Source organism: Geobacillus thermodenitrificans subsp. thermodenitrificans DSM 465, from assembly GCF_000496575.1.
GTDB classification, from domain to species: domain Bacteria; phylum Bacillota; class Bacilli; order Bacillales; family Anoxybacillaceae; genus Geobacillus; species Geobacillus thermodenitrificans.
The window spans coordinates 1-26,334 of the sequence record NZ_AYKT01000012.1 but is presented as its reverse complement, the minus strand read 5'-3'; the positions used below and the strand labels follow the sequence as shown (position 1 = coordinate 26,334).

The 26,334-nt window shown below is 43.9% G+C and carries 23 protein-coding genes, 1 pseudogene and 1 riboswitch; of the genes and pseudogenes, 16 read left to right on the top strand and 8 right to left on the bottom strand.

The features are described from left to right. Positions 1-38: 38 nt before the first annotated feature. From DSM465_RS0112420 to DSM465_RS0112410, 3 genes are all read right to left on the bottom strand, one after another. Complete coding sequence (locus DSM465_RS0112420) at positions 39-1,112, bottom strand: inorganic phosphate transporter (RefSeq protein WP_008881205.1); 1,074 nt, start codon at positions 1,110-1,112, stop codon at positions 39-41. A gap of 11 nt (positions 1,113-1,123) precedes the next feature. Continuing rightward, a complete protein-coding gene (locus tag DSM465_RS0112415) occupies positions 1,124-1,831 on the bottom strand; it encodes a phosphoadenylyl-sulfate reductase (protein ID WP_008881204.1) in 708 nt (235 codons plus the stop codon). 122 nt (positions 1,832-1,953) lie between these two features. After that, a riboswitch (SAM riboswitch) is annotated at positions 1,954-2,060 on the bottom strand. A gap of 180 nt (positions 2,061-2,240) precedes the next feature. Next, positions 2,241-2,465, bottom strand: coding sequence for a DUF1128 domain-containing protein (locus DSM465_RS0112410; protein ID WP_029761479.1), 225 nt, complete (start codon positions 2,463-2,465; stop codon positions 2,241-2,243). 230 nt (positions 2,466-2,695) lie between these two features. Here DSM465_RS0112410 and DSM465_RS0112405 point away from each other — a divergent pair, with 230 nt between their 5' ends. Beyond that, positions 2,696-3,178, top strand: coding sequence for a low molecular weight protein-tyrosine-phosphatase (locus tag DSM465_RS0112405; protein ID WP_029761478.1), 483 nt, complete (start codon positions 2,696-2,698; stop codon positions 3,176-3,178). Positions 3,179-3,233: 55 nt separating this feature from the next. Then, the gene (locus tag DSM465_RS0112400) at positions 3,234-4,067 is read left to right on the top strand and encodes a YihY/virulence factor BrkB family protein (RefSeq protein ID WP_008881201.1); all 834 of its coding nucleotides are present in this window, start codon (positions 3,234-3,236) and stop codon (positions 4,065-4,067) included. 237 nt (positions 4,068-4,304) lie between these two features. Here DSM465_RS0112400 and DSM465_RS18345 read toward each other — a convergent pair whose 3' ends face one another. Then, positions 4,305-4,451: a BH0509 family protein gene (locus tag DSM465_RS18345; RefSeq protein ID WP_008881199.1), complete on the bottom strand. Its 147-nt coding sequence runs from the start codon at positions 4,449-4,451 to the stop codon at positions 4,305-4,307. A gap of 119 nt (positions 4,452-4,570) precedes the next feature. Beyond that, the gene (locus DSM465_RS0112385) at positions 4,571-5,704 is read right to left on the bottom strand and encodes an MFS transporter (RefSeq protein ID WP_008881198.1); all 1,134 of its coding nucleotides are present in this window, start codon (positions 5,702-5,704) and stop codon (positions 4,571-4,573) included. A 151-nt stretch (positions 5,705-5,855) separates the two neighbouring features. Between DSM465_RS0112385 and cax the strand changes: the two genes are divergently transcribed. Both cax and DSM465_RS0112375 read left to right on the top strand, forming a co-directional pair. Beyond that, on the top strand, positions 5,856-6,908 hold the full coding sequence (cax, locus tag DSM465_RS0112380) for a calcium/proton exchanger (RefSeq protein ID WP_011886757.1): 1,053 nt from the start codon (positions 5,856-5,858) through the stop codon (positions 6,906-6,908). Between the two features lie 152 nt (positions 6,909-7,060). Continuing rightward, complete coding sequence (locus DSM465_RS0112375; RefSeq protein WP_008881196.1) at positions 7,061-7,849, top strand: YfkD famly protein; 789 nt, start codon at positions 7,061-7,063, stop codon at positions 7,847-7,849. 97 nt (positions 7,850-7,946) lie between these two features. Here DSM465_RS0112375 and yfkAB read toward each other — a convergent pair whose 3' ends face one another. Further along, positions 7,947-9,071 carry a radical SAM/CxCxxxxC motif protein YfkAB gene (gene yfkAB, locus DSM465_RS0112370; protein ID WP_008881195.1) on the bottom strand — a complete coding sequence of 375 codons (1,125 nt, stop codon included), beginning with the start codon at positions 9,069-9,071 and terminating at the stop codon, positions 7,947-7,949. 225 nt (positions 9,072-9,296) lie between these two features. Here yfkAB and DSM465_RS0112365 point away from each other — a divergent pair, with 225 nt between their 5' ends. The 4 genes from DSM465_RS0112365 to rlmD all read left to right on the top strand — a co-directional run bounded on the left by DSM465_RS0112365 (position 9,297) and on the right by rlmD (position 14,241). Continuing rightward, positions 9,297-10,844, top strand: coding sequence for a fumarate hydratase (locus tag DSM465_RS0112365; RefSeq protein WP_008881194.1), 1,548 nt, complete (start codon positions 9,297-9,299; stop codon positions 10,842-10,844). A 172-nt stretch (positions 10,845-11,016) separates the two neighbouring features. Next, a complete protein-coding gene (gene pdaA, locus DSM465_RS0112360; RefSeq protein ID WP_008881193.1) occupies positions 11,017-11,808 on the top strand; it encodes a delta-lactam-biosynthetic de-N-acetylase in 792 nt (263 codons plus the stop codon). A gap of 160 nt (positions 11,809-11,968) precedes the next feature. Next, positions 11,969-12,835: a DNA-3-methyladenine glycosylase family protein gene (locus DSM465_RS0112355; protein WP_029761477.1), complete on the top strand. Its 867-nt coding sequence runs from the start codon at positions 11,969-11,971 to the stop codon at positions 12,833-12,835. Then, a complete protein-coding gene (gene rlmD / locus DSM465_RS0112350) occupies positions 12,832-14,241 on the top strand; it encodes a 23S rRNA (uracil(1939)-C(5))-methyltransferase RlmD (protein ID WP_008881191.1) in 1,410 nt (469 codons plus the stop codon). The genes DSM465_RS0112355 and rlmD overlap by 4 nt, the downstream gene beginning before the upstream one ends. A 392-nt stretch (positions 14,242-14,633) precedes the next feature. On the opposite strand, the gene DSM465_RS0112345 is transcribed toward rlmD, so the two are convergent. Then, positions 14,634-15,233, bottom strand: coding sequence for a TetR/AcrR family transcriptional regulator (locus DSM465_RS0112345; protein WP_011886759.1), 600 nt, complete (start codon positions 15,231-15,233; stop codon positions 14,634-14,636). Between the two features lie 188 nt (positions 15,234-15,421). On the opposite strand from DSM465_RS0112345, the gene DSM465_RS0112340 reads away from it, so the two are divergent. The 6 genes and pseudogenes from DSM465_RS0112340 to DSM465_RS0112315 all read left to right on the top strand — a co-directional run bounded on the left by DSM465_RS0112340 (position 15,422) and on the right by DSM465_RS0112315 (position 22,970). Beyond that, entirely contained in the window at positions 15,422-16,828 is a 1,407-nt protein-coding gene (locus DSM465_RS0112340) for an MDR family MFS transporter (RefSeq protein ID WP_011886760.1), read from the top strand. A gap of 694 nt (positions 16,829-17,522) precedes the next feature. After that, positions 17,523-18,797, top strand: coding sequence for an ABC transporter substrate-binding protein (locus DSM465_RS0112335; protein ID WP_029761476.1), 1,275 nt, complete (start codon positions 17,523-17,525; stop codon positions 18,795-18,797). Between the two features lie 150 nt (positions 18,798-18,947). After that, positions 18,948-19,097: pseudogene (locus DSM465_RS19300) on the top strand (IS701 family transposase); the annotation flags it as partial. 323 nt (positions 19,098-19,420) lie between these two features. After that, positions 19,421-20,293, top strand: a complete 873-nt coding sequence (locus tag DSM465_RS0112325) for a carbohydrate ABC transporter permease (protein ID WP_011886762.1) — start codon at positions 19,421-19,423, stop codon at positions 20,291-20,293. 3 nt (positions 20,294-20,296) lie between these two features. Beyond that, complete coding sequence (locus tag DSM465_RS0112320; RefSeq protein ID WP_011886763.1) at positions 20,297-21,187, top strand: carbohydrate ABC transporter permease; 891 nt, start codon at positions 20,297-20,299, stop codon at positions 21,185-21,187. Positions 21,188-21,209: 22 nt separating this feature from the next. After that, the gene (locus DSM465_RS0112315; RefSeq protein ID WP_011886764.1) at positions 21,210-22,970 is read left to right on the top strand and encodes a glycoside hydrolase family 2 protein; all 1,761 of its coding nucleotides are present in this window, start codon (positions 21,210-21,212) and stop codon (positions 22,968-22,970) included. A gap of 97 nt (positions 22,971-23,067) precedes the next feature. Here DSM465_RS0112315 and DSM465_RS0112310 read toward each other — a convergent pair whose 3' ends face one another. Further along, on the bottom strand, positions 23,068-23,994 hold the full coding sequence (locus DSM465_RS0112310) for a DMT family transporter (protein ID WP_029761474.1): 927 nt from the start codon (positions 23,992-23,994) through the stop codon (positions 23,068-23,070). A 1,499-nt stretch (positions 23,995-25,493) separates the two neighbouring features. Here DSM465_RS0112310 and DSM465_RS0112300 point away from each other — a divergent pair. Both DSM465_RS0112300 and DSM465_RS20195 read left to right on the top strand, forming a co-directional pair. After that, the gene (locus DSM465_RS0112300; protein ID WP_011886765.1) at positions 25,494-26,159 is read left to right on the top strand and encodes a hypothetical protein; all 666 of its coding nucleotides are present in this window, start codon (positions 25,494-25,496) and stop codon (positions 26,157-26,159) included. A gap of 62 nt (positions 26,160-26,221) precedes the next feature. Further along, on the top strand, positions 26,222-26,334 hold a 113-nt coding region (locus DSM465_RS20195), incomplete at its 3' end, for a DUF6792 domain-containing protein (protein WP_317135449.1).

The following is a 26,334-nucleotide window of genomic DNA, read 5'->3' as shown; positions in this document are numbered from 1 at the left end:
CTCCTAGGATGATAGATTTTAAGATTTAATATTTAAGATTAAATGCCACCGCCATGTTCATGAAGCGAGCGTTCTTCTTCGACAGCCGTTTTTTTTAAGCTGATAACGCCGAGCGTCGCTAAACAAACGCTGAAAATGGCGATGACAGTATAAACATCGCTGTCGAGCAATAGTTTAATAAGGCTGTATGAAATGACAAGAGAAAAAATCGGCGAAACAAGCCATACTTTTAAGAGCTGCACAACAATTCGCTTCTGCCAGATGGATAAACCGCTCTTTGCCGTGCCAATGCCGATAATGGCCGATGTCGTAATTTGGGTGAGCGGTACGGGCAAGCCAAACAGTGATGAGATGATGACAAGCAACGCCCCAGTACCCGATATGGCGCTCCCTTCAAATGGAGAAAAATTTGTAATTTTCTTTCCGTTCGTTTCCAACACACGGCGTCCAAGTAGGAGCGCTCCAGCAGCGACGGACAAACCGCCGAGAATCGTTGCTGGCCCAACCGAGATCAATCCGGCACCGACAAGCGGCCCGACGGCATTGGCGACATTGTTCATGCCGGCGGAGAACGCCTCGAAGCAGCCAGTGACAATCAGCAAGGTCATAAACGTTTTTTGCCAACGGCCTTGCTCAAGCTGTGGATATTTCCGCTTGAGCGCTAAAAACCACTTGCCGACGGCGAGTGTAAACGCAAAGGCAATGATCGGAATGACGATCCACACCGAGACAATGAATAGCAATTTATTGAAGTATACCGCTTGGTAGGCAATACCGACACCGACGACCGCTCCCACGGTGATCTCGCTCGTCGATAACGGGATGCCCATGATGTTGGCAGCAAACAGCGAAATGGTTGCCGCTGTTAAAATAATGACAACGATTTTGACGGTAAGGATCGAAGAAGGAATAATTCCCGAGCCGATCGTTTTCACCACTTCTCCGCCACCAAGGCTGCCAAGAAAAACGCTGATGCCACAAAGAAGGAGGGCGACCGATTTTCGGGGAATGGCACCCGATCCGTAAGCGACGCCCATCGAGGCGGCCGCACCGCTCGCCCCAATGTTCATGGCGAAGAAAAAGGAGACAATAAAGGCAATCGCAAGGAGCATATGTGTTCCCCCTATGTGAGATGGAGCCCGCACTCTGTCTTCCCTTGGCCGGCCCAGCGTCCGGAGCGCAAATCGTTCGGATCTAATGCCGGCGCTGTACACGGGGCACAGCCAATGCTCGGGTAGCCGCGGTCATGGAGTACATTGTACGGAAGACTATGTTTATACACATAGTTCCATACGTCTTTCCATGTCCAATGGATGAGCGGACAGACTTTAATGGAGCGGAACTTATCATCTTTATTGACATATTCGACATGGCGCCGTGTCGGCGATTGTTCGCGGCGCAAGCCGGAAATCCAAGCGGTTACTCCAGTCAACACTTCGCGCAGTGGAATGACTTTGCGCAGCTCGCAACATTTGTTTGGATCACGTTTCCATAACTCGTCGCCAAACTGCGCGGCTTGTTCTTCCAGCGTCAAGTGCGGCTGTTTCATGATGATGCGGAGGGAAGGATATGTTTCTTTCACCTTCGCGATTGTATCGTACGTCTCTTGAAAGTGCAGCCCGGTATCTAAAAAGACGATTTCCGCATCCGGCTTCACTTGGGAGATCAAATCGATCAGCACAATCCCTTCGATGCCAAAGCTGCATGCGTACACGATTTCGTCACCATATTCGCGGTACGCCCAAGCGAGGACGTCAAGCGCCCCTTTTGTTTCATTGTCAGACGGAAAAGACGGTTTTTCTACCGTTTCCCACCGATCATACGTGAGCATCGTTTCCCCTCCTTATAAATCAAAGAAAATCCACGCAATTAGTCGGATATTTACTTAGTAAACGGCAGCCCGGTGACAAAAATGCCCTTTCCATTTTGGAAAGGGCAAGAAGAACGAGTGACGTCTTATCTTCCAAAATGGAATCCATTTTGCTGGAATTGGCACCTTGCTAAATGAAGCAGGTTGCCGGAGTTCATCGGGCCAGTCCCTCCCTCGCTCTTGATAAGCGTTTGTAATGGATGTAATTGATTAAAATTTTAGCACAATTCTCGCTGGTGTCAATCTCAGTTTTTCGATGGGAATTATTTTTTTATCATTCTAAAGCGAGAAATCCCAGTTGAATGTAGGGGGGAGAACGTTCAAATATGGATGGTGGTCTAAGCATATCATTTTAGAGAAAGGCGCGAAACTATTTTTTACGTAAGTTCCCAAGCTCTTCAACAATCGCCTGCATTTCGCTTGGACTAAACGTCTCGCGCTTCATGACCATCTCATAAATGTCTTTCAATTCATCATACCATTCTTCGGAAAAATGGGACGGTTTAAGGACGTCAAAGTTCATCACTTTCAATTTTTGCTTCAGCTGCTCGATCATATATTCGACGTTTTCCGCCGACCGTTTCGATAAATCCATTGTTTGGCCCCTTTCATGGCAAGATATCATGTATTGTACCATACAGGCGGGGGAAATAGGGAGGGGTTATATGGCTGGTTTACCTGCTGAAAAACGGACAATGTAGTAAAATATAGATGAATGTGCACCATATGCCGGAAAGCAGCATAAAAAGTCTAGACGAAAGGAAAAGAAGAAAAACTAATGATCGGAGACGTGCCGTAGAAATAGCGAAAGGGGTTGTTGTTCGGATGGTCAAAGTGTTGTTTGTTTGCCTTGGAAACATTTGCCGTTCACCGATGGCCGAAGCGATATTCCGCCATTTAGTGAAAGAGCGGGGGCTCGATAGGGTTATTGCCGTTGATTCGGCGGGGACGGGCAGTTGGCATGTCGGCGAACCGCCACATGAAGGGACAAGACGCATCTTAAACGAAAACGACATTGATTATTCCAACATCCGTGCCCGGCAAGTCGAACGCCGCGATTTGGAGGAATTTGATTATATTATCGCCATGGATGCCGCCAACTTGAACGATTTACGCCGACTAGCTGGATCCAATTCATCGGCCGTAATCGCCCGCTTGCTCGATTTTGTGCCGGATCGTGAAAAAGACGATGTGCCGGATCCATATTATACTGGGAATTTCGTGGAAGTATATCACCTTGTCCGTTCTGGATGCGAGCATTTGCTTGAGGCGATTATCCGTGATCATCGGCTTGTTGCGGGCGAATAAAGAGGAGCAAAAAGGGATGCACTCGCTTTGAAAAAACGGGAAAGGAGGGCAGCCCGTGTTAGTGAATATGATGTTCGTCCGCGAGTTGGCGCGGCGCTTTACAGAGGACGAAATTCCACGGTTGTCAGCGGAACTGGCTTATTACTTTCTTCTATCGCTGTTTCCGTTTTTGCTGTTTTTAATGACCCTGTTGGCGTATTTGCCTATTCCGCATGAAGATGTGCTCGCTCTTGTGCGGCAATACGCGCCAAAAGAGGCACTTCATCTCATCGAAACAAATGTGCATCACTTGATGGACGTGCAAAATGGGAAACTATTGTCATTAAGCATCATTGGTGCTGTTTGGTCCGCCTCAAACGGGATGCGCGCTATCATGCGGGCGTTCAACCGCGCTTATGATGTGGAGGAAAATCGTCCATTTTGGGTGGCGCGCGGATTGTCGGTCGCGCTGACGCTCGGGATGATCGCCGTGATTATCGTCGCGCTCGTGCTGCCGGTATTCGGACGAACGATCGGGCTGTTTTTGTTTTCTGCTTTAGGGTTATCGGAACAGTTTTTAACCGTATGGAATGCATTCCGCTGGACGACAAGCTCGCTGTTATTGTTTGCTGTCTTCACCGCCCTTTATTATTTCGCCCCGAACAAACAGTTGCGCTGCGTCAATGTCGTGCGCGGCGCCTTATTCGCCACCGCCGGCTGGATTGCGACGTCGCTGGCGTTTGCCTATTATGTCAACCATTTTGCCAACTACACAGCCATGTACGGAAGTCTCGGCGGGTTGATCGTCTTGATGATTTGGCTTTATTTATCCGGCATGATCCTCGTTTTAGGTGGAGAAATGAACGCAATTTTCGATTGTGAACGTGAAGGGAGAAAGCGGATGCGTTAACGTGCATAAATGGCTCGAAAACCGGATAACGTAACGGTGTGGGGGATTTTCATACAGGGGGGATAACGATGGCTAAGCATACGAAAAAAGACGGGGGAACGAAACAAAAAGGAAAAAACAGGCCAAAACATAAAACGAGCAGCAGTGCCAACGGTCAAAACGGTTATCATTGAAAAAGGGTGATCTCTTGAGATCACCCTTTTTCACGCGGGTACAGGCGATTCAGCAACAATCTCTTTACTCGACACTTTCTTCGTGATAGTGGTAGTAACGCTCGTAAATATACTCGATTTCTGCATCCGTCATATAGGCAAGTTGTTCTCGCGATAACCCCCGTACTTTTTCGATAAACTCGATCATATTTTTCCGTTCCGCTCTGCTCATTATCGCCACTCCTTTACTCTGTTTTAAAACAGAAACTAAATATCTTGGTTTTATTGTATAACAGAGGGAACAGAGTGGTCAATGAATTTTTTAAAAAAATAGAAAAATAAAAAATGCGGTCAAGCCGCTTTTTCTCGTTCCCGTCGTCTGGCAAGGCAAACGGCTGGAATGAGGAGAACAGCGCTGACCGCAAGGAAAAAAGCGTCCGCTGTCACATCAACAGCGCTGCCGGCAAGTGGCGGACCGATGATGCTGCCGAGGCTGTATAGCATGCCGGACAACAAATTGCCGGCTGGAAGGAGCGTTTTCGGCAACAGGTCGGTCATATAGGCAATGCCAAGCGAGAAGAGTGACCCCGTAAACATTCCCGCCGCAAACAAGCAGGTAGCAAGCCCAACTGTCGATGTGTCAACAACGAGCGCGGTCAAAAAACAGCTGATGCCGGCCAGCAGCGCGCCCGTGATGGCAACACGACGCCCGAACCGGTCGCTAAGAGCTCCGAGCGGAAGCTGAAAGATGATGCCGCCGAATGAGAAAAACGGCAAAATCAACGTAATCTGTTCGGCGCTCATCCGTTTATGCAAGGCGTATAGTGGGAAAACGGAATGAATGGCCGCTTCCAAAAAGCCATAAGCAAGCGGCAGCAAGAGCGCCGGCCAAGCATATTTCCATGCACCGATCCATCGCCCGGCAGCGGAGGAAGAGCGTTCAAATGCTTTTGGTTTTTCATTTGGCAGACAAAAGACGGCAATCCACCCGATGAAGCTGAGGAGAGCGGCCAAATAAAACGGCAGCGCCTCGTTAATCGAGGCGAGTGAAGCGAGAAGCGGGCCAGCCGTAAAACCAAGGCCAAACGCTAGGCCGTACAGCGACAGCCGCCGCCCGCGCTCAGCCGGCGGTGAAAAGTCGGTAATCCATGTTTGGGTCGCAAAATGAAGCATATGATCGCCCATTCCGATGAAAAAACGAATAACCAACCAAAGGAAAAATGAAGAAAAAAGTGGAAAAAGGATGAGCGAACATATTACAATAAAACCACCCATGATAATCATGGGCTTGTATCCATATTTGCCTAGTGGATGCTCCAAAAACGGTGAAATGGCAAGCACTCCTATATAAAGTGCGGCAGCGTGCGCTCCGTTAACGGTTGAAGAGACGCCGCTTTCGTCAAGCAACATGGCTAACAACGGAAGCAGCATCCCCTGAGATAAGCCGGAGATGGCGACAATTCCGGTTAAAATGGCAAAACGCATCGTTGCACCCTCATTTCTGTAAAATGGCGGACAATGAAACGAACAGGGCCGCGCTTTTTTACGGACCAATGTATCGTTTCGTATTCATCGTACATATGAATGATGGCCAATGCAACGAAAAACGTTTCGAAGAAAGGTGGAATGAAAACGAATGAACAAGTTGTTTGCGTGGATGACATGGATCGGCGTGCCAGTATCCGTCATCGGTGGCTTTCTCCACTGGCCGACCGTTTTGATGTTTGTGTTGTACTGTTTAACGATTGTCGCTCTGGCCAGCTATATGGGGAGAGCGACAGAGAGTTTAGCGATCGTCGCTGGACCGCGCATCGGCGGACTTTTGAACGCTACGTTTGGCAACGCAGTGGAGCTTATTATCTCCATTTTTGCCTTGCGGGCCGGGCTCGTTGATGTGGTGCTTGCTTCCTTGACTGGTTCAGTGCTCGGGAACTTGCTTTTAGTGGCGGGGTTATCGTTTTTTGTCGGCGGCCTGAAATACAAACGGCAAGAGTTCAACATCTATGATGCTCGTCATAACGCGGGCCTGCTCACCTTTGCCATTTTTGTTGCGTTCGTTATCCCCGAAGTGTTCACGGCGGAGATGGCACCTGACGAACGGCTTGTATTAAGCGTCGGCATTTCAATCATTATGATTTTGCTTTATCTAGCCGCTCTTTACTTCCGGCTCGTCACTCACCGCGGTGTTTATCAGCATAAATCGGATGAAGTGGAAGAACATGAGGAACCGGAATGGGGAAGAGGAAAAGCGACTATTATTTTAGCGCTGGCGACGGCGGCAGTTGCTTACTTATCGGAGCGGCTTGTCCATACATTTGAAACAGTTGCTGAATCGTTCGGCTGGAGCGAGTTGTTTATTGGGGTGATTATCGTCGCGATCGTCGGTAATGCGGCTGAGCACGCTTCCGCCATTATTATGGCGTATAAAAACAAAATGAATGTCGCTGTGGAAATCGCGGTCGGATCGACATTGCAAATCGCCATGTTCGTCGCTCCTGTGCTTGTGCTTGTCTCACTTTTGTTTCCGGAAAAAATGCCGCTTGTCTTTTCGCTTCCTGAGCTTATCGCGATGGGGGCTGCAGTCCTTTTGACGATCGTGATCTCTAATGATGGGGATACGAACTGGTTTGAGGGAGCAACACTGTTAGCGGCATATACGATTATGGGAATCGGCTTTTACTTGCTGTAATCATTGCACCCGGGCATTCGCTGCCCGGGTGTTTTTTTGGCGGATGCGGGGAAATAAGGTGCCAAAGTAGGATGAAATTTTCACCGCGACGGATAAAGGACGTATTTTGAAAGAAAATAACAGTGAATACGGAAAAGAAAGGAGCGAATGTAATGAAAAAATGGGCCGTTTCCTTATTGACGGGCGTGCTTCTTCTCTATGCGGCGACGGTTCCGACGATGGCAGCTTCCGGCAAACCGGCGCCCGGCACGGTGATCGATATATCAAAAGAAAATACGTATCCGAACCCGACGCAAGATTTGCCGCATTTAGAGCCAAGTTCGTTTACGAAACAGCTGTTGAAATCAGCGAACGTAAAAATTGAGAATCCGGAATTGATCCATCTCTTTAACGAATCCTCAGCGGCGAATACCCCTTGGGCTGTCGGCTACCGGGCGACGATTTATTTAGGCCAATGGCCACTCAATTACCAGTCGCTTGAGACATCCACGAATTGGGAATATCAAAAGGTCAACACGAATTTTCTCGATAACCGCAGCGGTGAGGCTGCGCAAAAGTTATATTATAGACAAGAAATGCAAAAGCACATCCGCGGCGGATTGACGGCAAAAGTGCCGAACGAAGAGGCGGTGAAGCGGATGATGTTAAATAAGGCGATGGAAAAAACGAAGCTGCCGCTATCATTCAGCACGGTTGTTGGAATTGGTACGAAAAAAGACCAGTCATACAATGTGCCGGCCAAAAAAATGGGCTATTTGTATGCATATGCTCCGGCCGTGAATGAAAAAGGAAAAGTGACGTATGGCGAAGTGTACATCGTTTTGAAAGGGAACAAAAAGAAAATCGTTGTCAAAAACGTGACGACAAGAGGGGTCGGGGCATGGATTCCGGTGCAAGACCGTCTATACATGTCTTATGTTATCAGCGACCAACCAAGATAACGAAGGTGTCCCAGAGGTAATGGGACACCTTCTCTTATGCCGCTATATGCACGTGAATGACACCTATCGGCCGCACTTTGTTTGTTCGAAGTTTCTTTTACCGTGCAACGCGTGCCGAACGTTTTGTAAAATCGACATTGCGGTAATAGGTTTGTTTGACAAGCACGTTTGGTCCGAGGCAACGCGCGGCCGGACAATGGCAAAGAAGTTCGTTAGCGAGTTTCGAACGGCGCCATTGGCGATACACGTCCGGCAACGAATCATGAATGATGTTGCCAAGTGGCGGTTCATCACCGAAATCGGTAACGATGACATCACCGGTAAAAATGTTGATGTTAAGCCGCGAGCGGCCGTCCGGGTCGTTGCGCACGGTGACGTTTTTGCTTTCATACAGCCGCTTTAATAGGCGAAGATCGTCTTCATTATCACTGCATGGATAAAACGGCAACGTGCCAAACAACATCCAGACATTTTCATCACGAATATCGAGTAAATGATGGATCGCTTGGCGCAACTCCTCTAAGCTTAACGTCTCAAGCGCACCCGCAAAATCGCTCGGGTACATCGGATGAATTTCATGCCGTCGGCAGCCCATTTCCTCGACGACTTGGCGGTGGATCGTTTCCAAATGACGAACCGTCCGCTTGTTGATCATCGTTTCTGCGGACACCATTACCCCTGATTTCGCCAGCGCTTTCGCGTTATCGAGCATACGCTGGAAATATTTTTCACGCTGGGCGCGCGTCGGTTTTCGTTCCATCATGGCAAAGCCGCCGTCGACAAAATCGTCGATCGTCCCCCAGTTGTGGGAGATGTGGAGCACATCCAAATACGGAATGATTCGTTCATAGCGAGCTAAATCAAGCGTTAAATTCGAATTGAGCTGCGTCCGCACCCCGCGTTCGTGTGCATAGCGAAGCAGAGGAACGACGTATCGTTCCACCGATGTTAACGACAGCATCGGTTCGCCGCCGGTGATGCTTAAGGAACGCAAATGCGGAATTTCTTCGAGACGACGGATCAATAAATCAAGCGGCAACGCATCCGGATCTTTCGTTGCCAATGTATAGCCTACGGCGCAATGTTCACAGCGCATATTGCAAAGTGTCGTTGTGGTCAACTCAATATTGGTCAACTCAAGTTTCCCGTATTCTTCAATATCGACATATGCCTCCCACGGGTCATATGCCGGTGTAATCGCCGGCATTGTCGATGAACGCATGGCCTTCTTCTCCTTTTTCCATTTAAAATCCCACCGTCCATTATCAGCCTCCGTCTTCACGCTTGTCAATCGTTTTGGCTCGTTTCTTATACATTCCATTTGTATGACGATGGTGCGGCCATCATGTTGTGGAAAATAAAGATTTTTTACACAACAAGGAAAAAGGGAGTATAATAAAGGAAGATTGGACAATTGGATGAACAGGGGAAGGGGCGTTGAACGGAAATGGACAAATTCCAGCAAAGCATGTATGACTTAATCGTCGAGACGTCGACGAAGTTGCCTAAAGACGTTCGTCGAGCAATCGCTCAGGCAAAAGTGCGTGAAAATCTGGGGACACGTGCAGCTATGGCGCTCGATACAATCGTTGAGAACATTCAAATGGCTGATGAAAACGTTTCACCGATCTGTCAAGACACCGGTTTGCCCACATTTAAAATCAAAGTTCCAGTCGGCGTGAATCAAATTGAAATGAAAAAAGCGATCCGTGCCGCCGTTGTCGAAGCGACGAAAAACGGCAAGCTGCGTCCGAACTCGGTCGATTCGCTCACTGGCAAAAACAGCGGCGACAACTTAGGAGAAGGCGTACCAGTCATTAAATTTGAACAATGGGAAAACGATTACATTGACGTCCGCTTAATTTTGAAAGGCGGCGGCTGTGAAAACAAAAACATTCAATACAGCCTTCCGTGTGAACTCGAAGGCCTCGGCCGCGCCGGACGCGACCTTGACGGCATTCGCAAATGCATTTTGCATGCGGTGTACCAAGCCCAAGGGCAAGGATGCAGCGCTGGTTTTATCGGTGTCGGCATTGGCGGCGACCGCTCATCCGGCTATGAGCTTGCCAAAGAGCAGCTGTTCCGTCCGGTCGATGATGTCAACCCGATTGAAGAGCTGCGCCAACTTGAAGAATACATTATGGAAAACGCCAATAAGCTCGGCATCGGTACGATGGGATTTGGCGGTGAATCGACATTGCTTGGCTGTAAAATCGGCGTTATGCACCGCATCCCGGCGAGCTTCTTCGTGTCCGTTGCCTACAACTGTTGGGCGTTCCGCCGTATGGGCGTGAAAATCGACCCGCAAACCGGCGAAATCATGGAATGGCTATACCAAGATGGCGAGGATATTGATTTGACCAAAGAACTTGAAAAAGCAGAAGCCGCTGCGGCGCTTGAACAAGGGGAGACGCGCGTCATCGATCTTGTTCCGCCGCTATCTGAAGAACAAGTGCGCCAGCTTCGTGTCGGCGATGTTGTCCGCATCAGCGGCATGATTTATACGGGACGCGACGCCATTCATAAATATTTAATGGACCATGATGCTCCGGTCGATTTGAATGGGCAAATCATTTACCATTGCGGTCCGGTCATGTTAAAAGATGAAGAAGGCCGTTGGCATGTCAAAGCGGCAGGTCCAACGACAAGCATCCGTGAGGAGCCGTACCAAGGTGACATTATGAAAAAATTCGGCGTTCGCGCTGTCATTGGCAAAGGCGGCATGGGTGCGAAAACATTGCAGGCCTTAAAAGAGCATGGCGGTGTCTACTTAAATGCCATCGGCGGTGCAGCTCAATATTACGCTGACTGTATCCAATCGGTAGAAGGCGTCGATTTGATGGAATTCGGCATTCCAGAAGCCATGTGGCATTTGCGCGTTGAAAATTTCACTGCTGTCGTCACGATGGACTCGCACGGCAACAGCTTGCACGAGGATGTTGAAAAATCATCGTTGGAAAAGCTGGCCCAATTCAAAGAGCCGGTGTTCAAATAAACGTGAAGAAGCAACTGCAACCGAATGGCTAGTGAAAAGATGGCTTGGCCCCAAAAGCGTGTTTTGTATGCGCTTTTGGGGCTTTTTTGTAAAAAATGGCGCGCGTAAAGCGTTGGCGAGGGAAAACAATAAGAAAAAGGAAAAAGACGGTGGCTAAGGAGGAACTCTGCGCATGAAATGGCTTCTTTCCCTCGTGTTCATAATCGCACTCGTTCCCACCCCCGCTTTAGCGGCAAGCAATGCGCCGATCCATTGGGGATTCAAGCGGAGTGAAAACCATGAACCCCCGTCAGCGGGGAAAGAGCTTGATGAACTGTTGGCGAAGTACGATGCTTTTTATTTAGGCGATACGAGTGAAAAAACAGTGTATTTAACGTTTGATAACGGCTATGAAAACGGCTATACGGCAAAAATTTTAGATGTGTTAAAAGAAAAACAAGTGCCGGCTACTTTTTTTGTCACGGGCCATTACTTGCAAACCGCACCTGATTTGGTGAAACGAATGGCTGCGGAAGGGCACATCATCGGCAACCATTCGTGGCATCACCCTGATTTGACGACAGTAAGTGATGAGCGGCTGCGTGAGGAGCTGGAAAAAGTCAAAGAAAAGACAGAGGAATTGACCGGGCAAAAAGGGATGGTGTACCTTCGTCCGCCGCGCGGCATTTTTAGTGAACGGACGTTGTCCCTCGCCCGCGACCTAGGCTATTATCATGTTTTTTGGTCGCTTGCCTTCGTCGATTGGCAAACCGATCGCCAGCGAGGGTGGCGATATGCGTACGACCAAATGATGAAACAAATCCATCCAGGTGCGATTGTGCTTTTGCACTCTGTCTCGAAAGATAACGCCGACGCGCTGCCCAAAGTGATCGATGACTTGCGCAAACAAGGGTATACGTTTGCCAGCTTAGATGAGCTGATGGGGAAAAAGATGGGACTCCATCCGTGGCTGTTTCGCCCATAAGGCGCTTTATAATCACATATGGAGCGAAGTTGTTTGGAGATGAGGCGTTTGTCCCTGCCTTTCCAACTGAATCGTATGCGGCTGCTTTGTCCGATTCGTTGGTTTGGCGGGGCGTTTTTCGTTATAATAAGGGCACGGACCAACGAAAAAGGTGAGGACAATGTGGAAACGAACGATCACCGTGCCTGCGCCGTATGATTTTGCCCATGTGCTCGACCGGCTTTCGTTAGATCCGCTGATGGCGGTTGACGTAGAGCGACAGCGCATCACCGTGCCGCTTCATCTTGACGGCTTAAAGATACCGGTCGTAATTGAAAGCATCGGCACAAAAGAAGCCCCCCGTTTTGTTGTTTTGGCACCGCATTCCAATCGGCAAGAAGACATTCTTGAGCGCGTCTCCCATTTATTCCAATGGCAGACGCCGCTTGCCCCGGTGTACGATCATTTCCGCACGACCGAGCTGGCGCCGCTGTTTGCCCGTTATGAGGGGCTGCCATTAGTGCTTGATTTTGATTTGTATTTTTGCCTGATGAAATGTTTCATCCATCAGCAACTTCATCTCAAAGTGGGCTATCGACTTACAGAACGGTTTGTCAAAACGTTCGGTGAGGAACGGGACGGCGTTTGGTTTTACCCGCGCCCAGAAGATATCGCCGCCCGCTCGTATGATGACTTGCGCGCCTTACAGCTGAGCAGGCGGAAGGCGGAGTATATCGTTGATGTGTCGCGTCTGATTGCCGACGGAACGCTGCGACTTGATGACCTCGAGCAAATGGAAGACGGTGAAGTGATGGAGCGGTTGACCGCCATACGAGGCATCGGGCCATGGACCGTGCAAAATTTTCTCCTGTTTGGGCTTGGCCGTCCGAACGTCTTTCCGCCGGCTGATATTGGCTTGCAGCGGGCGGTTGAACAACTTTTTCAGCTTCCGAAGCGGCCGACTGCTAGCGAGCTGGCATTGCTCGGCGAACGATGGAAGCCGTACGCGAGTTATGCGGCTCTTTATTTGTGGAGAAGTATTGAATGAGAGGGACTGATATGACAAAGCAACAAACGAAGGTAAAGATTCAAAAAGGCGATCAATTTCCGCTGACGATTCAGCGGATCGGCATTAACGGTGAAGGGGTCGGTTATTTTCAAAAACAAGTTGTCTTTGTCCCCGGCGCCTTGCCAGGTGAGGAAGTGATCGTTGAGGCGACAGACATTCACCCTACCTATGCTGAGGCGAAAATCAAACGCATCCGAAAGCGCTCGTCTCACCGCGTCACGCCGTCATGCCCGCTCTATAACCAGTGCGGCGGCTGCCAGCTGCAGCACTTGTCGTACGAGGCGCAGCTTGAAGCGAAGCGTGACATTGTCATCCAAGCGTTGCGTCGTCACGTCCGTCGTCTCGATGTCGACAAAATTGACATCCGCCCGACGATCGGGATGAACGATCCGTGGCATTACCGAAACAAAAGCCAGTTTCAAGTCGGAGTGAAAAAAGGAAAGGTGCTCGCCGGGCTGTACGGCCTGAACTCACACCGGCTCATCGACTTGTCGGAATGTCGCGTCCAACACCCACAAACGACGCGCGTGACCAACATTGTCAAAACGATTTTGCAAGATTTGCGCATCCCCATTTACAATGAGCGGACAAGAACAGGCGTCGTACGGACGATCGTCGCCCGCGTTGGCTTTCATACGGGGGACATCCAGATCGTTCTTGTCACGGCGACGAAAGATATTCCGCGCAAAGAGCTGCTCATTGACGAAATTCGTCGCCGTCTTCCAGAAGTGAAATCGATCGTGCAAAACATAAACGGCGAAAAAACCTCGCTCATTTTCGGCGACGAGACAGAAGTGCTAGCAGGAGATGAATACATTCAAGAAACGCTCGGCGATTTGTCATTTGAGCTCTCCGCGCGCGCCTTTTTCCAGCTTAATCCCATCCAAACGGTGAAATTGTACGATGAAGTGAAAAAGGCATCCGCTCTCACCGGAACAGAGAGGATCGTTGATGCCTATTGCGGCGTCGGCACGATCGGTCTTTGGCTCGCTCGCGACGCCAAAGAAGTGCGCGGCATGGATACGATTCCGGAAGCAATCGAAGATGCAAAGAAAAACGCCAAAAAACACGGCTTTGAGAACACGCATTATGTGGTCGGAAAAGCGGAATATTGGCTGCCAAAATGGGTGAAACAAGGATGGAAGCCGGACGTCGTCATCGTCGACCCGCCCCGCGTCGGCTGCGACCGAGCGCTGCTTGAGACGATCCTTCGCGTTCGCCCGCAAACGGTCGTCTACGTCTCATGCAACCCATCCAGCCTTGCCCGTGATCTTGATACCTTGGCTAGGGCGTATCGCGTCGACTACATTCAACCGGTCGACATGTTCCCGCATACGGCGCATGTGGAGACGGTTGCGAAGTTGATTTTAACAAGATATTCATAAATGGAAACAAGGATAATGGTTGTTCATCAAAATCTGTATGAAAAAGGTCCCTTTTATGGTACCTGTGTCACTGCTTGATCTTCCTTATTTAGGGATTTTTATTAAAGTAAAAAGTGCCTGATCAGACGAAAAATTAGATTCCTTCGTTTCAGGCACTTTGATATTTGTTTAGCTCTGCCGGTCTTTCTGGATAGAGATATCAAGTGGGCCATCGTCAGTGCACTTTGGTTCTTGAGGTAACCTGTAATGACATAACGGTTTGTTTCATTAGGCAAGAGGTAGACATTCGACCCATACATGGTCACGGATCAAAAAACTTTTACTAAAGGCAACTGATTTTCATTATAATTCACTGACTCCCTTGATTTCATAAAACAGCAATCATATTTTCGTTAAGCAAGAAAAACCGGAAGCAATATTTCATCAACCAATAACTCAAGACGTTTTGCATCCATAGTCTCTCTGCGCAGGAGATTTTCTACTCGGATGAGGTCAAAAGGCAAGGTCAGTGTCGCGTCGCTGACCTCTTTTATTTTTTCTCCCCGGTTTTTTGCGAACCCAAGCAGTTTACGCATGACCAAGATATTTTTATTTCTAGCGTTAGTTTCAATCTTCGACAATTTTTCGCTGTCTTGTCCTATCTCAAATAAAATCGCATTCATTATTTCAAGCCCACCCTCTGTATAAATGCTTTGATAGAGGGTAAGCAACTGCAACAAGTCACCACGCAGGCTTCCTGTGTCCTCGATCTTATCAATCAATTCCCCGCCGAGCGCGTTCTTCGTTTTATATTCCATGATTTCATGGATTAGGTCAAATTTTGTATTCCAGCGCCGGTATAAGACAGTACGGCTGGTTTTCGCAGCATGTGCGATTTGCTGAAAAGTAAGATTGGTATAACCGACTTTTTTGATCAACTCTATCGTGGCGTTATAAATGCTTTCGATCAGTGCGTCTCCTCGTCTACGCACATTCTTGCTCGCATCGTTCATTTCATTCACCATCTCTCCGCAAAGTGTTTGCCAACACGAGTTTTTCAAGCTTATATTTCAGCAAAAATCGGAAAACATTATATCATAATTTAAAAAAATTTTTAAGGTACATATTGAACCTTATTTTTAAATCGTTTATACTAATTAAGGTACAACATGTACCTTAATTAAAAATAGGAGATGGAAATATGGGAAAAGAAAAATTACCAAAAGGAATGATTAGCATCGCGTGGATTTTGGTGCTTGGTGCAATTCTGCCTATGTTGGACTCCACGATCATCAATATTGCGGTGAACGATTTAGCCAAAGCGTTCTCAACCACCTTTGCGGTTACGCAATGGGTGGTGACTGGATATGTTCTCGCTTTGGGGATGGCAGTCCCGCTTTCCGGTTGGCTGATGCAAAAATATGATGGCAAGAAAGTATACATGGTTGCATTGGGACTGTTCTTAATCAGCTCGCTTCTTTGCGGTCTTGCATGGGATATGCAGAGCTTAATCGCATTTCGTATGCTGCAGGGGCTCGCTTCCGGCATCATAATCCCAGCGCTGACGACTTTGGTTGTACAAGCTGCTGGCAGTGAAAACCTGGGCCGTGTCATGTCCGTTGTCGGTATTCCGGTGGTTTTTGGCCCTATTGCCGGACCGGTTATCGGAGGATTCATTTTACAGCACTTATCGTGGCATTGGTTGTTTTTTGTAAACCTTCCTATAGGGGGCATAGCATTACTCATCGCACAATGGAAATTGCCGAAGTTCGAGGCAATGAATAAATCTGCAAAACTGGACTGGATAGGGATTCTGTTGCTGGCCATGTTATCTGGAATGGTTGTCTTTGGCGTGACGGAGATTAGGGCACAGAACACGCGAGCAACTGGCATCCTGGCATTTGGCATTGGCGCTATCTCGTTGGTGGCATACTTGCTTTATGCGTCGAAGAGAAAGGATCAAGCATTGATACCACTGGATCTGTTCAAATCAAAAAATTTCAGTGCTGCGTTTCTTTCACTGTTTTTAGCCGGATTTGCCACCAATGGGCCTATGCTTCTCTTCCCGATGTTTTTTCAAAATGTACTTGAGCTCAACGTCATTACAGCGGCACTTTGGCTGATTCCCCAAGGTGTGGGAATGCTGGTCACACGGCCTTTGATCGGTAAAATGACGGATAAGCTCGGGGCACGGTATGTAGTACTGCCTTCCATTGCCATAACCATCATCGGGACACTTCCATTTGTATTCTTTGATGCCGACACGTCGCAATGGCTCATATGGTTGGTACTGTTTGTACGAGGAATAGGCGTCGGAGGGATCACGGTCCCTGTGATGAGTGATTCTTACGTAGGGCTCCAAAAGCTGCAAGTCCCAGCAGCCAGCGTTGCCACCCGCATCATCCAAAACGTTGGAGCCGCCTTTGGTTCCGCCATTTTGGCAACGGTGGTCAGCAACGCTCTAAATGTGAAGGAGGCTACAGTAGCCAACTTTGCCGGCGCTTATCACGCAGGTTTTATCACAAGCTTAATCTTCATGGTAATTAGCATTCTGCCTGCACTGTTTTTGACAAACAAGATGAGCATAGCGAGGGTCGAAGGACAGTAATCTGCATCTAAGGCTTTGATTGTGAAATATATGAGTTGCTACTCTCATTAGAAATCAGAATGGCCTCTTGTCGGTGATCATTGACAAGAGGCCATTTACTGCCTAGGGGGAATCAGCTTTTTCATAAAACAGAAAAGGGAATGGAATGCATGATGCTTTCAAAGAGAATCAACAGTCATAAAACGTATGAGGATTTGTAGAAGATTCTAATTTCTGATGCAGGGGGGGCGTTCTTTAAAAAGCCCCTTTTTTCATAGGTTTAACAGTTTCGCTGTTTTTAAAGAGGATGCGAGGGGACAAGCGTTGCTTCTTTGTCGGCCTTTTCGCACGTCTCGAAGTAGTTTTGGGAGCAGGGGTTCTCCAGGTTTCATGTTCAGTTGCTCGCCGATCTAGGTGTACAGGATTCAAAAATGATATTGGTGAATCGTATGGCTCTTCGAAGCAGTTTTTACGATTTATAAGCCCGATGCGGAATGTCTGCCTATTATAGCATTCTTACGTATCATTTCGAGTTTTTACTCTAGTTTTTGTGCTTTTTACAAAAAAATTAACTTAAAAATTAAGTTAATATTCAGTATAATTCGTTGACATTTGAAAAATGTGAGTGTATACTTCAATTAAAAGATAAATACAGAATTTTTTGCAAATAAATACGTGTAGCAAAACAAGATTATTATAATCAGGGGGAGTGGAAATGAGGAAAATTTTTAGTATTGTGTTAATTGTTTTTTTATTGGCTGCCTGTTCAGGTAATAAAAGTAGTAACACGAAGGTTCCAGAAGGTAGAACTGAAATTGTAATGTGGAATTTATTTGGTGGTGGAGATGCGGAATACATGCAAGAAATTGTTGACGCTTTCAATGAAAGCCAAGATAAATATTTCATCACTAACGTCTTTCAAGAATATGAAGAGTATTATACAAAACTTTTGACGAGTATTGCCTCAGGGAAAGGTCCTGATTTGGCTATTGCACATAGTTATGTAATTCCAGAATTAGTCGCTGAAGGACTGGTTACGCCTATTGATAAATATGCTTCAGAAATCGGTCTTAAGTGGGAGGAATTTAACCAAAACGTTCTTGAAGCTGTAATTTTTGAAGATAAACACTATGCCGTTCCAATTGATACCCATCCTGAAATCATGTTTATAAATAACAAATTAGTACGAGAAGCTGGTCTCTTAAATGATGATGGAACAGTGATGATGGAAGAAACTCCTGAAGGATTTGTAGAATTTTTAACTAAGTTAAAAGAGAAGTTGCCAGAAGGTAAAATGCCGTTTGCTTTTTCTAATGTCGGAGAAGATCCTTATCGAATTTGGTGGGCTCTATACAATCAATTAGGCGGCGAACATATTGTAGAGGGAGATTTAGAACATCCAAAATATGTTTTAGACACTGAGAAAGCCATTCAAGCAGCAAAATATATATATGATTTATATCATACCCATAAAGTTATCCCGTTGAATTTAGCCGATTTTTATAGTGATTTTCAAACTGGCAATGCAGCTGTCATGGCAACAGGTGTTTGGGCGACAGGAATTTGGGAAAAAACTGATGGTCTAGAATTTACCCCAATGCCATTCCCGAATATGTTTGGTCAAAAGGCTGCTTGGGCTAGTTCCCACACTTTTGTGTTACCATTCTATAGCAATGCCGATGAAGAGGTCTTAAAAGGTGCAGTAGAGTTTATGAAATTCGCAACGGATAATGGTGCGATGTGGGCTAAAGCTGGACATATTCCTGCAAAAGATACCGTTGTTGAATCGAAAGAATTTAAAGAATTACCATATCGTAGTGATTATGCACAAGTTGCAGACTATGTAAAAGTTGTTGATAAAACAGTTCACGCACGTGGTATTCAAGATATCATGATTCGAAACCTAGATAGAATTTGGACAAACGAGGCAACACCTGAAGAAGCATTTAAAACCATTGAACAAGAAGTGACCGAATTAATCAGTAATTAATAGTTTAGAATATGACTATTATTATCAGAGTCTGATTCTTGCTGTAGATGAGCAAAATCACTAACATCAATTGAAAAGAAGGCATGAACCTAATTCCTTGGTTGGAATAGATGGATCAACAAACTATTCACACCAAGAGGTTCATGCCTCTTGAATAACTTAGCCAATCATCAAGGTATGTACAAGTTTTTCACGACGTTGAGGTTCACACTTTATTTCTCCAAACCGGTCATGAAGCATCCCTTTCATATTGTGGATATGATGATTACAACGGGTTTTTCGGGAACAATGATTGATATTGAAGCTTGATGGGTATCGCATTCGTCAAGTTTAGATGGTGAACGGCATTGGATCTTGAGACAGGTGGTTTATGTGTACAGGATGTTCGATTCGGACTGTAATTTCTCTACTGGACGTGACCTTCTCCAAATGGAAGAAAGCGTATAGTTTATTTATCGGGCAGCGATAAAATCTTCTCATTGATGCCGTGAAAAAACAGCTCCATGTCGCATAAGGAATATTCTGATTTCCTCTTTTTGTTAAAATTGCTCAACTGCAGGTTCTTTCTACAACGTTTTATAAGACTCAGCCTTTTTTCTTAAATTTGAAAAGGAGTTCGGACAATGAGAAAAAAGTTATTGATTCAAGATTTGAAAGCGATACCGTATCTCTTGCCATTTTTTTTAGTATATGTAGTTTTTACTATCTTTCCTGTTTTTAAAGGCTTTGAAATGAGTCTACACGAGTGGAAACTAGTTGGAAAAGTTGATTTTATTGGAATAGAAAATTACAAAAAAATGATTTCCGATCCTTTCTTCTGGGAAACGTTATGGAATACGACTAAATTTGTTATTTATACTACGCCTACAATGATCTTATTAGCTTTGGGGTTGGCTCTTTTAGCAAACTTAAAAACCAAGCTAAAAAAATTCTTCCGAGCAGCTTATTTTCTTCCTAGTATTCTTTCCGTATCAGTTATATCATTTTTAGCTATTTATATGCTTCAACCATACAACGGTTTTGTCAATACGTTTCTTCACTTAATTGGTATTCAAGCTGAGCCATTTTGGATTGCTGATAAAAAACTTGCTTGGGTTGCAATTGTAGTCGTTACCTTATGGTGGACGGTTGGCTTTAATATGATATTGTTTTTGGCGGCTCTTCAAGATATTCCCGATTCATTATATGAAGCTGCTGAAATAGATGGTGCCTCTCGTTGGCAAATGTTTATTCACATTACTTTACCTCAGTTAGTACCAATAGGAAAAGTCATCTTGTTATTGCAAATTATTGCATCGTATAAGGTGTTTGCCCAAATTATGTTGATAACTGGAGGAGGACCAGGAGGGACTACAAGACCATTAATACAATATATTTATGAAGTTGGGTTTAATAAGAATTTGATGGGGTATGCAGCAACAATGTCCTATGCACTTTTCATGATCTTATTAATTCTATCTATTGTTCAATTAAGGTATCAAAGAAAGGAGAACTGATAAATGAGTATGCCTCAATTAGCGCCTAATATACAAGACAAAACGCAAATACGTCAAAAATCTTTATTGCAGAGAAATCGCGATTCATATTTATGGATAAAAGTGATCATAGGATTAATAGCAGCAGTTCTTTTTATCCTGCCTGTTATTTGGATGATATTTGTTTCACTTAAACCAGATGGCTATGTGACAAAAAACCCAGTGGAATGGTTTTTACCTCCATATACTCTGGATAACTATACTCGCCTTTTAGAAGAAAGCTTAATTCTCAAGTGGACCTGGAATAGTTTCATTGTGGCTTTCATTACTACATTGTTGTCGTTATTAGTTACATCATTGGCAGCGTTTGCAATTTCCCGACTGAAATTTCGATATAAAAACTTTATCTTAGTATTCTTTTTGTTGGGATTAATGATTCCAGGTGAAGCAACTATTATTCCTTTATATGAGGTAGCGAAAAGTTTGGGGTTGATAGATACTTACGCTGGTTTAATTTTACCAATGATTGCATCCTCAATGGGCATCATAGTATTAAAAAGTTTTTTTGATAATGTCCCTAAGGAATTAATTGAAAGTGCTGTAATTGATGGATGTTCCACTTTTAAACTATTTTATAAAATCATCTTACCTTTATCTAAACCTGCTATATCAGCAATTGGAATTTTTACATTCATTGGTTCGTGGAATAATTTCTTGTGGCCGTACTTGGCCACATTATCTGAAGATTTATACACATTGCCAGTTGGTATTCCTGTTTTCAATTCCAATTATTCAACTGCGTATGTATTGCCCATGACAGCTAATGCAATTGCTTCAATTCCAGTTATTATCGCATTTCTAATCTTTGAAAAACAAATTGTAAAAGGAATTAGTTTCACAGGTATTAAAGGATAAACATAGAAAGGAAGAATGGCAGATGAATAATGTCAAAGTCTATAACCGCACTGAATATCCTCGTCCGCAATTTAAACGCAAGGACTGGTTAAATTTAAATGGAAAATGGAGTTTTGCATTTGATGATGAAAATATAGGAGAACGTAACGAGTGGTATAAAAATTTATCAACTTCAATGGAAATACAAGTTCCCTTTACTTATGAAACAAAAGCGAGCGGGATTGGAGACGAAACGTTTCACCCTGTTGTGTGGTACCAACGCTCTTTTAAAATTCCAGAAGATCAAATAGGCAAAAAGGTGATCTTAAGGTTTCAAGCATCTGATTATTTTACAAAGGTTTGGGTAAATGGACATTTCGTAGGTGACCATAAAGGGGGGAACTCAGCGTTTGCTTTTGATATTACGAATGTGATTGACCAATATGGCGAGAATGAGCTAGTCGTAAAAGTAGAAGATAGTTTAAGTTGCTATCAGCCGAGAGGAAAACAACGGTGGATGGATAAGAATTTTGGCTGTTGGTATGTGCAAACTACTGGTATATGGCAGACTGTTTGGCTGGAATTTTTAAACCATCAAACCATAAAGTCTGTCAAAATGACGCCAAATATCGATAATCACTCGATACGATTTGATTATGATCTCGATGTGTCATTACATGAGGACTTGCGACTAGAAACTGTGATTAATTTTAAAGGAAGAGAAATAAAAAGATTTTCTATCAATCCTAATCGCCCTCAATTTCATTTAGAAGTGGATCTTTTATCGGAGATCTCTGAATGGAAAGTATTTCTATGGTCGCCTGAGGATCCGAATCTTTATGATGTTGTTTTTCGTTTGTATGACAATGAGCAATTAGTTGATGAGGTTGAATCCTATTTTGGAATGCGAAAAATCTCTATAAAAGATGGAAAAGTATTATTAAATAATAAACCACTTTATCAAAAACTTTTATTAGATCAGGGATATTGGCCTGACACGTTGTTAACCCCCCCTTCTGATGAAGCAATAATTGATGATATTAATAAAACAATACAAATGGGGTTTAATGGTGTACGTAAACACCAAAAAATAGAAGATGAAAGATTTTTGTATTGGTGTGATAAAAAAGGATTGTTAGTGTGGTCTGAAATGGCTGCGACTTATGAATTTTCGGATCAGGCTGTAGAAAACTTTACAAAGGAATGGCTTGAAATTGTCCAGCAGTATTATAATCATCCCTCTATTATCACTTGGGTCCCCTTTAATGAATCATGGGGTATACCAAATGTAGCATATGATAAAAAACAGCAGTCGTTTACTGAATCAATCTATTATCTCACTAAATCGATCGATCAAATGAGACCGGTTATTGTCAATGATGGTTGGGAACATACAGTTTCTGATATTATTACTCTGCATGATTATGAAGAATGTGGAGAAAAATTTTATGAACGATATAAAGATAAAGATCTTATTTTAAATAATCAGATCCCCCATAACAAAGATAAGTATGCGTTTGCTGAAGGTTACACTTATAAAGGGCAACCGGTTATCATCTCTGAATATGGTGGGATTGCATTTAAGGACGAAAAAGGCTGGGGATATGGACACCAAGTGGAGACTGAAGACGAATTTTTAAGAAGGTATCAAAGTATCACAGACGCGATAAAAAAATTACCGTATATATCCGGATATTGCTACACCCAAATTACAGATGTGCAACAAGAAGTTAATGGCTTATTAAAAGAAGACCGAACTCCTAAGATCGCACTAGAAAAAATAAAAAAAGTTAATGATTCCTAAGAAAAGAATAGATAAGGATCATTAAGTAGGGCTGTCTATATTGACTTGCGTCATACTTAATCCCATAGTCCATAATAAAAGCTAAGCAACACGTTGCTTAGCTTTTTATTTCTGTAGAAAATCTTTTTATACTTTTCTTTTTAGGTTTTGCCACGGTAGCTAAGTAAACGCCAATCGTGATCAACAGTGCTCCGATGGCGATATTTACAGTCATTTTTTCGTTAAGTAACAACCAGTCTAGAAAAATAGCTACAATCGGAACAAATAATAAGGAAATCGAAGCGACTGTCGTATCAAGCTTGGTTAACACCACATACCAACAGGTAAAACAGAATGAAGAGGCAATCACTCCTGTGTAAATCAGAATAAACATACTCATCGTTGTAAAATGTATAGGTTGACCCCACTCCATGAGAATGGCGGCAACTACCACTCCAATGGTTCCGAAAATCATTTGCCATGTTGATACGACAATCTTATTATGATTGCTAAAATATTTTTTAACAATGATATTTGCCCCAGCCCAAGAAATCGCAGCGAGTAAAAGGAAACATTCTCCGAAAATGGAGCTTTTGTTCTGCACAGCAAAAAAATCAACCCCGATAATAGATACTAAACCAGAAATCCCTAGGATGAGACTGACTACCTTGTAATAGTTTAATGATTCATGAAGAAAGAGATATCCGAGGATTCCGCTCCATATAGGCATCGAGTAAATCAGGATTGAAGATTTGCTTACATTTACAAACATCATTCCATAATTAATGAATAGAAACATGGCGGTAGTTTGCAACAACCCTATTATAAACAGAATCATCCATTCTTTTCCTTTTGGTCGGGGAGTCTTTAGAAAAAATAAAATGATGATCATCGTCAATGAAGCAAGTAAAAAGCGTAAAGCGGCAAACGTAAAGGGCCCCATGTAACTTAACCCCATCTTCGTTAGAACCCATCCATAACTCCATAACAAAATAATCGTTACTAATAAAAAGATGTATAAATATTGACCTGATAACTTTTTCATTTCCTACTCCCCCACATGAATAAAAAGTCTTTCATTACCTGAAGTGTTAGATAGAATCAGACAGGCAAAAAATAGCCCTTGCATGAGGCCCTCCCTCAAATGAAAGTGTGGTCACCCATCAAAAGAGCAGTTCCCATGCAAGAGTACTTTCGATTTATGACATATCGCATGAAACGAAAAAATTCTATAATCTCCTTTCTTGAGACGATGTGTAAGCTTTAGAGACAATCTTCATGCAGCGAATCCTTGTTTATAAGCTGCCATAAATGAATCATAAGGTGATCCGGTTGCATTTCTCATTGCTTGGATCGTCTTTCCACCGTATTTACAAATTGCAGTGACAATTCCATAAATTTGGTTTCATATCCCTCTTCTCCTTTTCTACCCTCATCGCCTTGTTTTTCCAGTCCTTATATTACTAAATATGTAATTTCATAGACAATAGGATTTTATGTACATTTCCGAAAAGCGAAAGTATGAGTGCTTACTTATTCAAAAAAGGAAGTTTGGAACGGGATGTAAGAGAGAACTATGAAAAAAACAAACTTTCTTCCCTTAGGTTTCAGCCGTTTCAATTGACCAATATGAGAGAGTGTGTTTTAAAACAACACTCCCTATTCTAAATAGATGGGACTTTGTCTAACAGTGTTTCTGTAGTTATGGATAGATGAGAATGTTTTGGTGTGTATCCATAACTCACACGTAAGCAAATAAGATATTTATGGATATCCACAAAGTTTCCTTATAATGTAGATTCATTTTATGATTAAATTGGATTTTGTTTGGTTCATGACCAAAAAGTGTGCTTATTTTTTAGACTAGCTGATCAGGATGTTGTATCAATAAAATTTTGAAACAAAAACAGAAAATGATTTAGGTTTCTATTATCGTGATTTATGTTTTTGTTAGATATGCTTTGTGGCAAAGATCTCTGACAGGCTGGCCGTGTTGGCAAAAAAATACGGGGTGAAAAGAAAAGCTATATGTTCAAATGAGAATGGAGGGTTTCAATGAAACCTTTTTTAAATATCCTATTTTACATAAGAGGATTAATACAGTTGGTTGATATATTGGATGGTAATGTTTCCGAGAACACTCTACATGATTTCTCATTAGGGGATAGGCAGAATCATCATTTCTTACGGGAGAAAAGATTCAAAAGAGAAAACACAAAAAACGTAGTGCTATATACATGCCCTTTGAAGATCGAACCTTTGGGAAATTTTATCAAGTAATTGGAACGAGCAACCGAACAGCGCCTCTTCCAGAACAACAGATGGTTCTGTGAAGAGGAAGATGTTCGGACTTTTATCATGTGAAGGAGTGATGAGGACAAGATACAGAATGGATGCTGACAGTCCAAAAAATAGACAAGAAATTTTTCATCAACGTGATTCCTTGTTTTTTATCTAAAAATGGGCCAAGTAGCATTTTTTATTGAAAAACGCACCATCATCTGATACGTATAGGGTAGTATGGATCAGAATGGAAAGGAATGGGTGGCCTTGAAAAGATATTGGCAAGCGTTATGGTTATCAGCACTTGTATTGATGGCAGGATGTCACATGGAGGAACAGAAAGAACAGCCGAAGAAATGGCCGGACACGGTCGCGTTTCAGGATGAATTTACTCGTGAGTTTATGGCATCAACGAAAGAAGTCAAAGAAGGGTACTATTTGTTTCAATCGCAAACAGATGGGTATACGATGTTATTTCCTAAAGACGCTGTAGTGGCAAAAGGACTTTATGAAAGAGATGGAAAGGATTTCGAATCATTAGCTATCGGATGGGACAATGAGGAGGAAAATTTAGACTATTCTATAGATCTTCAATATGAACAAGGTGAGTACATGGAGGATATTGAAACCAATTTATATTTATTATCCTCTCGGGCTTATGCGGATTATAACGGTTCATATATGAAACAAGAATATAATGACAAAACTATTTATTTTGCCAAAAGCCAAAAAGACATTTCGGTGGATGATAAACATGATACGGAATATTTGTTTTTTAGTTATATTAAATCAAACAATAGCCATCAAGGAGTTTTATTTATATATTCAGTAAATTGCAATGATGCTAGGAAAAGTTGCCAAGTAAAGGTGGAGGAAGAAGAAAAAACAGCCAAAATGTTGATGAGGTCTATTACGTTTTATGATTAAGGAAGGGATACGCTGTGTCGCAAAAACTTGTGTTAGATACGGATCTGTTGCGTGCGAGAATCATGGCGTTAGAATATGATCATTTGACGGAAGCAGAGATTCGCCGTATTTATATAGAAGAAACGGGAAAGGAACCTCCCGCCCACATTAAAGTCTATCATTCAGACGATTTTAA

Bases quoted from the DNA above. Each gene is read 5' to 3' on its own strand.
- DSM465_RS0112420 (WP_008881205.1), bottom strand. From the start codon at position 1,112: ATGCTCCTTGCGATTGCCTTTATTGTCTCCTTTTTCTTCGCCATGAAC.
- DSM465_RS0112415 (WP_008881204.1), bottom strand. From the start codon at position 1,831: ATGCTCACGTATGATCGGTGGGAAACGGTAGAAAAACCGTCTTTTCCG.
- DSM465_RS0112410 (WP_029761479.1), bottom strand. From the start codon at position 2,465: ATGGATTTATCGAAACGGTCGGCGGAAAACGTCGAATATATGATCGAG.
- DSM465_RS0112405 (WP_029761478.1), top strand. From the start codon at position 2,696: ATGGTCAAAGTGTTGTTTGTTTGCCTTGGAAACATTTGCCGTTCACCG.
- DSM465_RS18345 (WP_008881199.1), bottom strand. From the start codon at position 4,451: ATGAGCAGAGCGGAACGGAAAAATATGATCGAGTTTATCGAAAAAGTA.
- DSM465_RS0112385 (WP_008881198.1), bottom strand. From the start codon at position 5,704: ATGCGTTTTGCCATTTTAACCGGAATTGTCGCCATCTCCGGCTTATCT.
- cax (WP_011886757.1), top strand. From the start codon at position 5,856: ATGAACAAGTTGTTTGCGTGGATGACATGGATCGGCGTGCCAGTATCC.
- DSM465_RS0112375 (WP_008881196.1), top strand. From the start codon at position 7,061: ATGAAAAAATGGGCCGTTTCCTTATTGACGGGCGTGCTTCTTCTCTAT.
- yfkAB (WP_008881195.1), bottom strand. From the start codon at position 9,071: ATGCGTTCATCGACAATGCCGGCGATTACACCGGCATATGACCCGTGG.
- DSM465_RS0112365 (WP_008881194.1), top strand. From the start codon at position 9,297: ATGGACAAATTCCAGCAAAGCATGTATGACTTAATCGTCGAGACGTCG.
- pdaA (WP_008881193.1), top strand. From the start codon at position 11,017: ATGAAATGGCTTCTTTCCCTCGTGTTCATAATCGCACTCGTTCCCACC.
- DSM465_RS0112355 (WP_029761477.1), top strand. From the start codon at position 11,969: ATGTGGAAACGAACGATCACCGTGCCTGCGCCGTATGATTTTGCCCAT.
- rlmD (WP_008881191.1), top strand. From the start codon at position 12,832: ATGAGAGGGACTGATATGACAAAGCAACAAACGAAGGTAAAGATTCAA.
- DSM465_RS0112345 (WP_011886759.1), bottom strand. From the start codon at position 15,233: ATGAACGATGCGAGCAAGAATGTGCGTAGACGAGGAGACGCACTGATC.
- DSM465_RS0112340 (WP_011886760.1), top strand. From the start codon at position 15,422: ATGGGAAAAGAAAAATTACCAAAAGGAATGATTAGCATCGCGTGGATT.
- DSM465_RS0112335 (WP_029761476.1), top strand. From the start codon at position 17,523: ATGAGGAAAATTTTTAGTATTGTGTTAATTGTTTTTTTATTGGCTGCC.
- DSM465_RS0112325 (WP_011886762.1), top strand. From the start codon at position 19,421: ATGAGAAAAAAGTTATTGATTCAAGATTTGAAAGCGATACCGTATCTC.
- DSM465_RS0112320 (WP_011886763.1), top strand. From the start codon at position 20,297: ATGAGTATGCCTCAATTAGCGCCTAATATACAAGACAAAACGCAAATA.
- DSM465_RS0112315 (WP_011886764.1), top strand. From the start codon at position 21,210: ATGAATAATGTCAAAGTCTATAACCGCACTGAATATCCTCGTCCGCAA.
- DSM465_RS0112310 (WP_029761474.1), bottom strand. From the start codon at position 23,994: ATGAAAAAGTTATCAGGTCAATATTTATACATCTTTTTATTAGTAACG.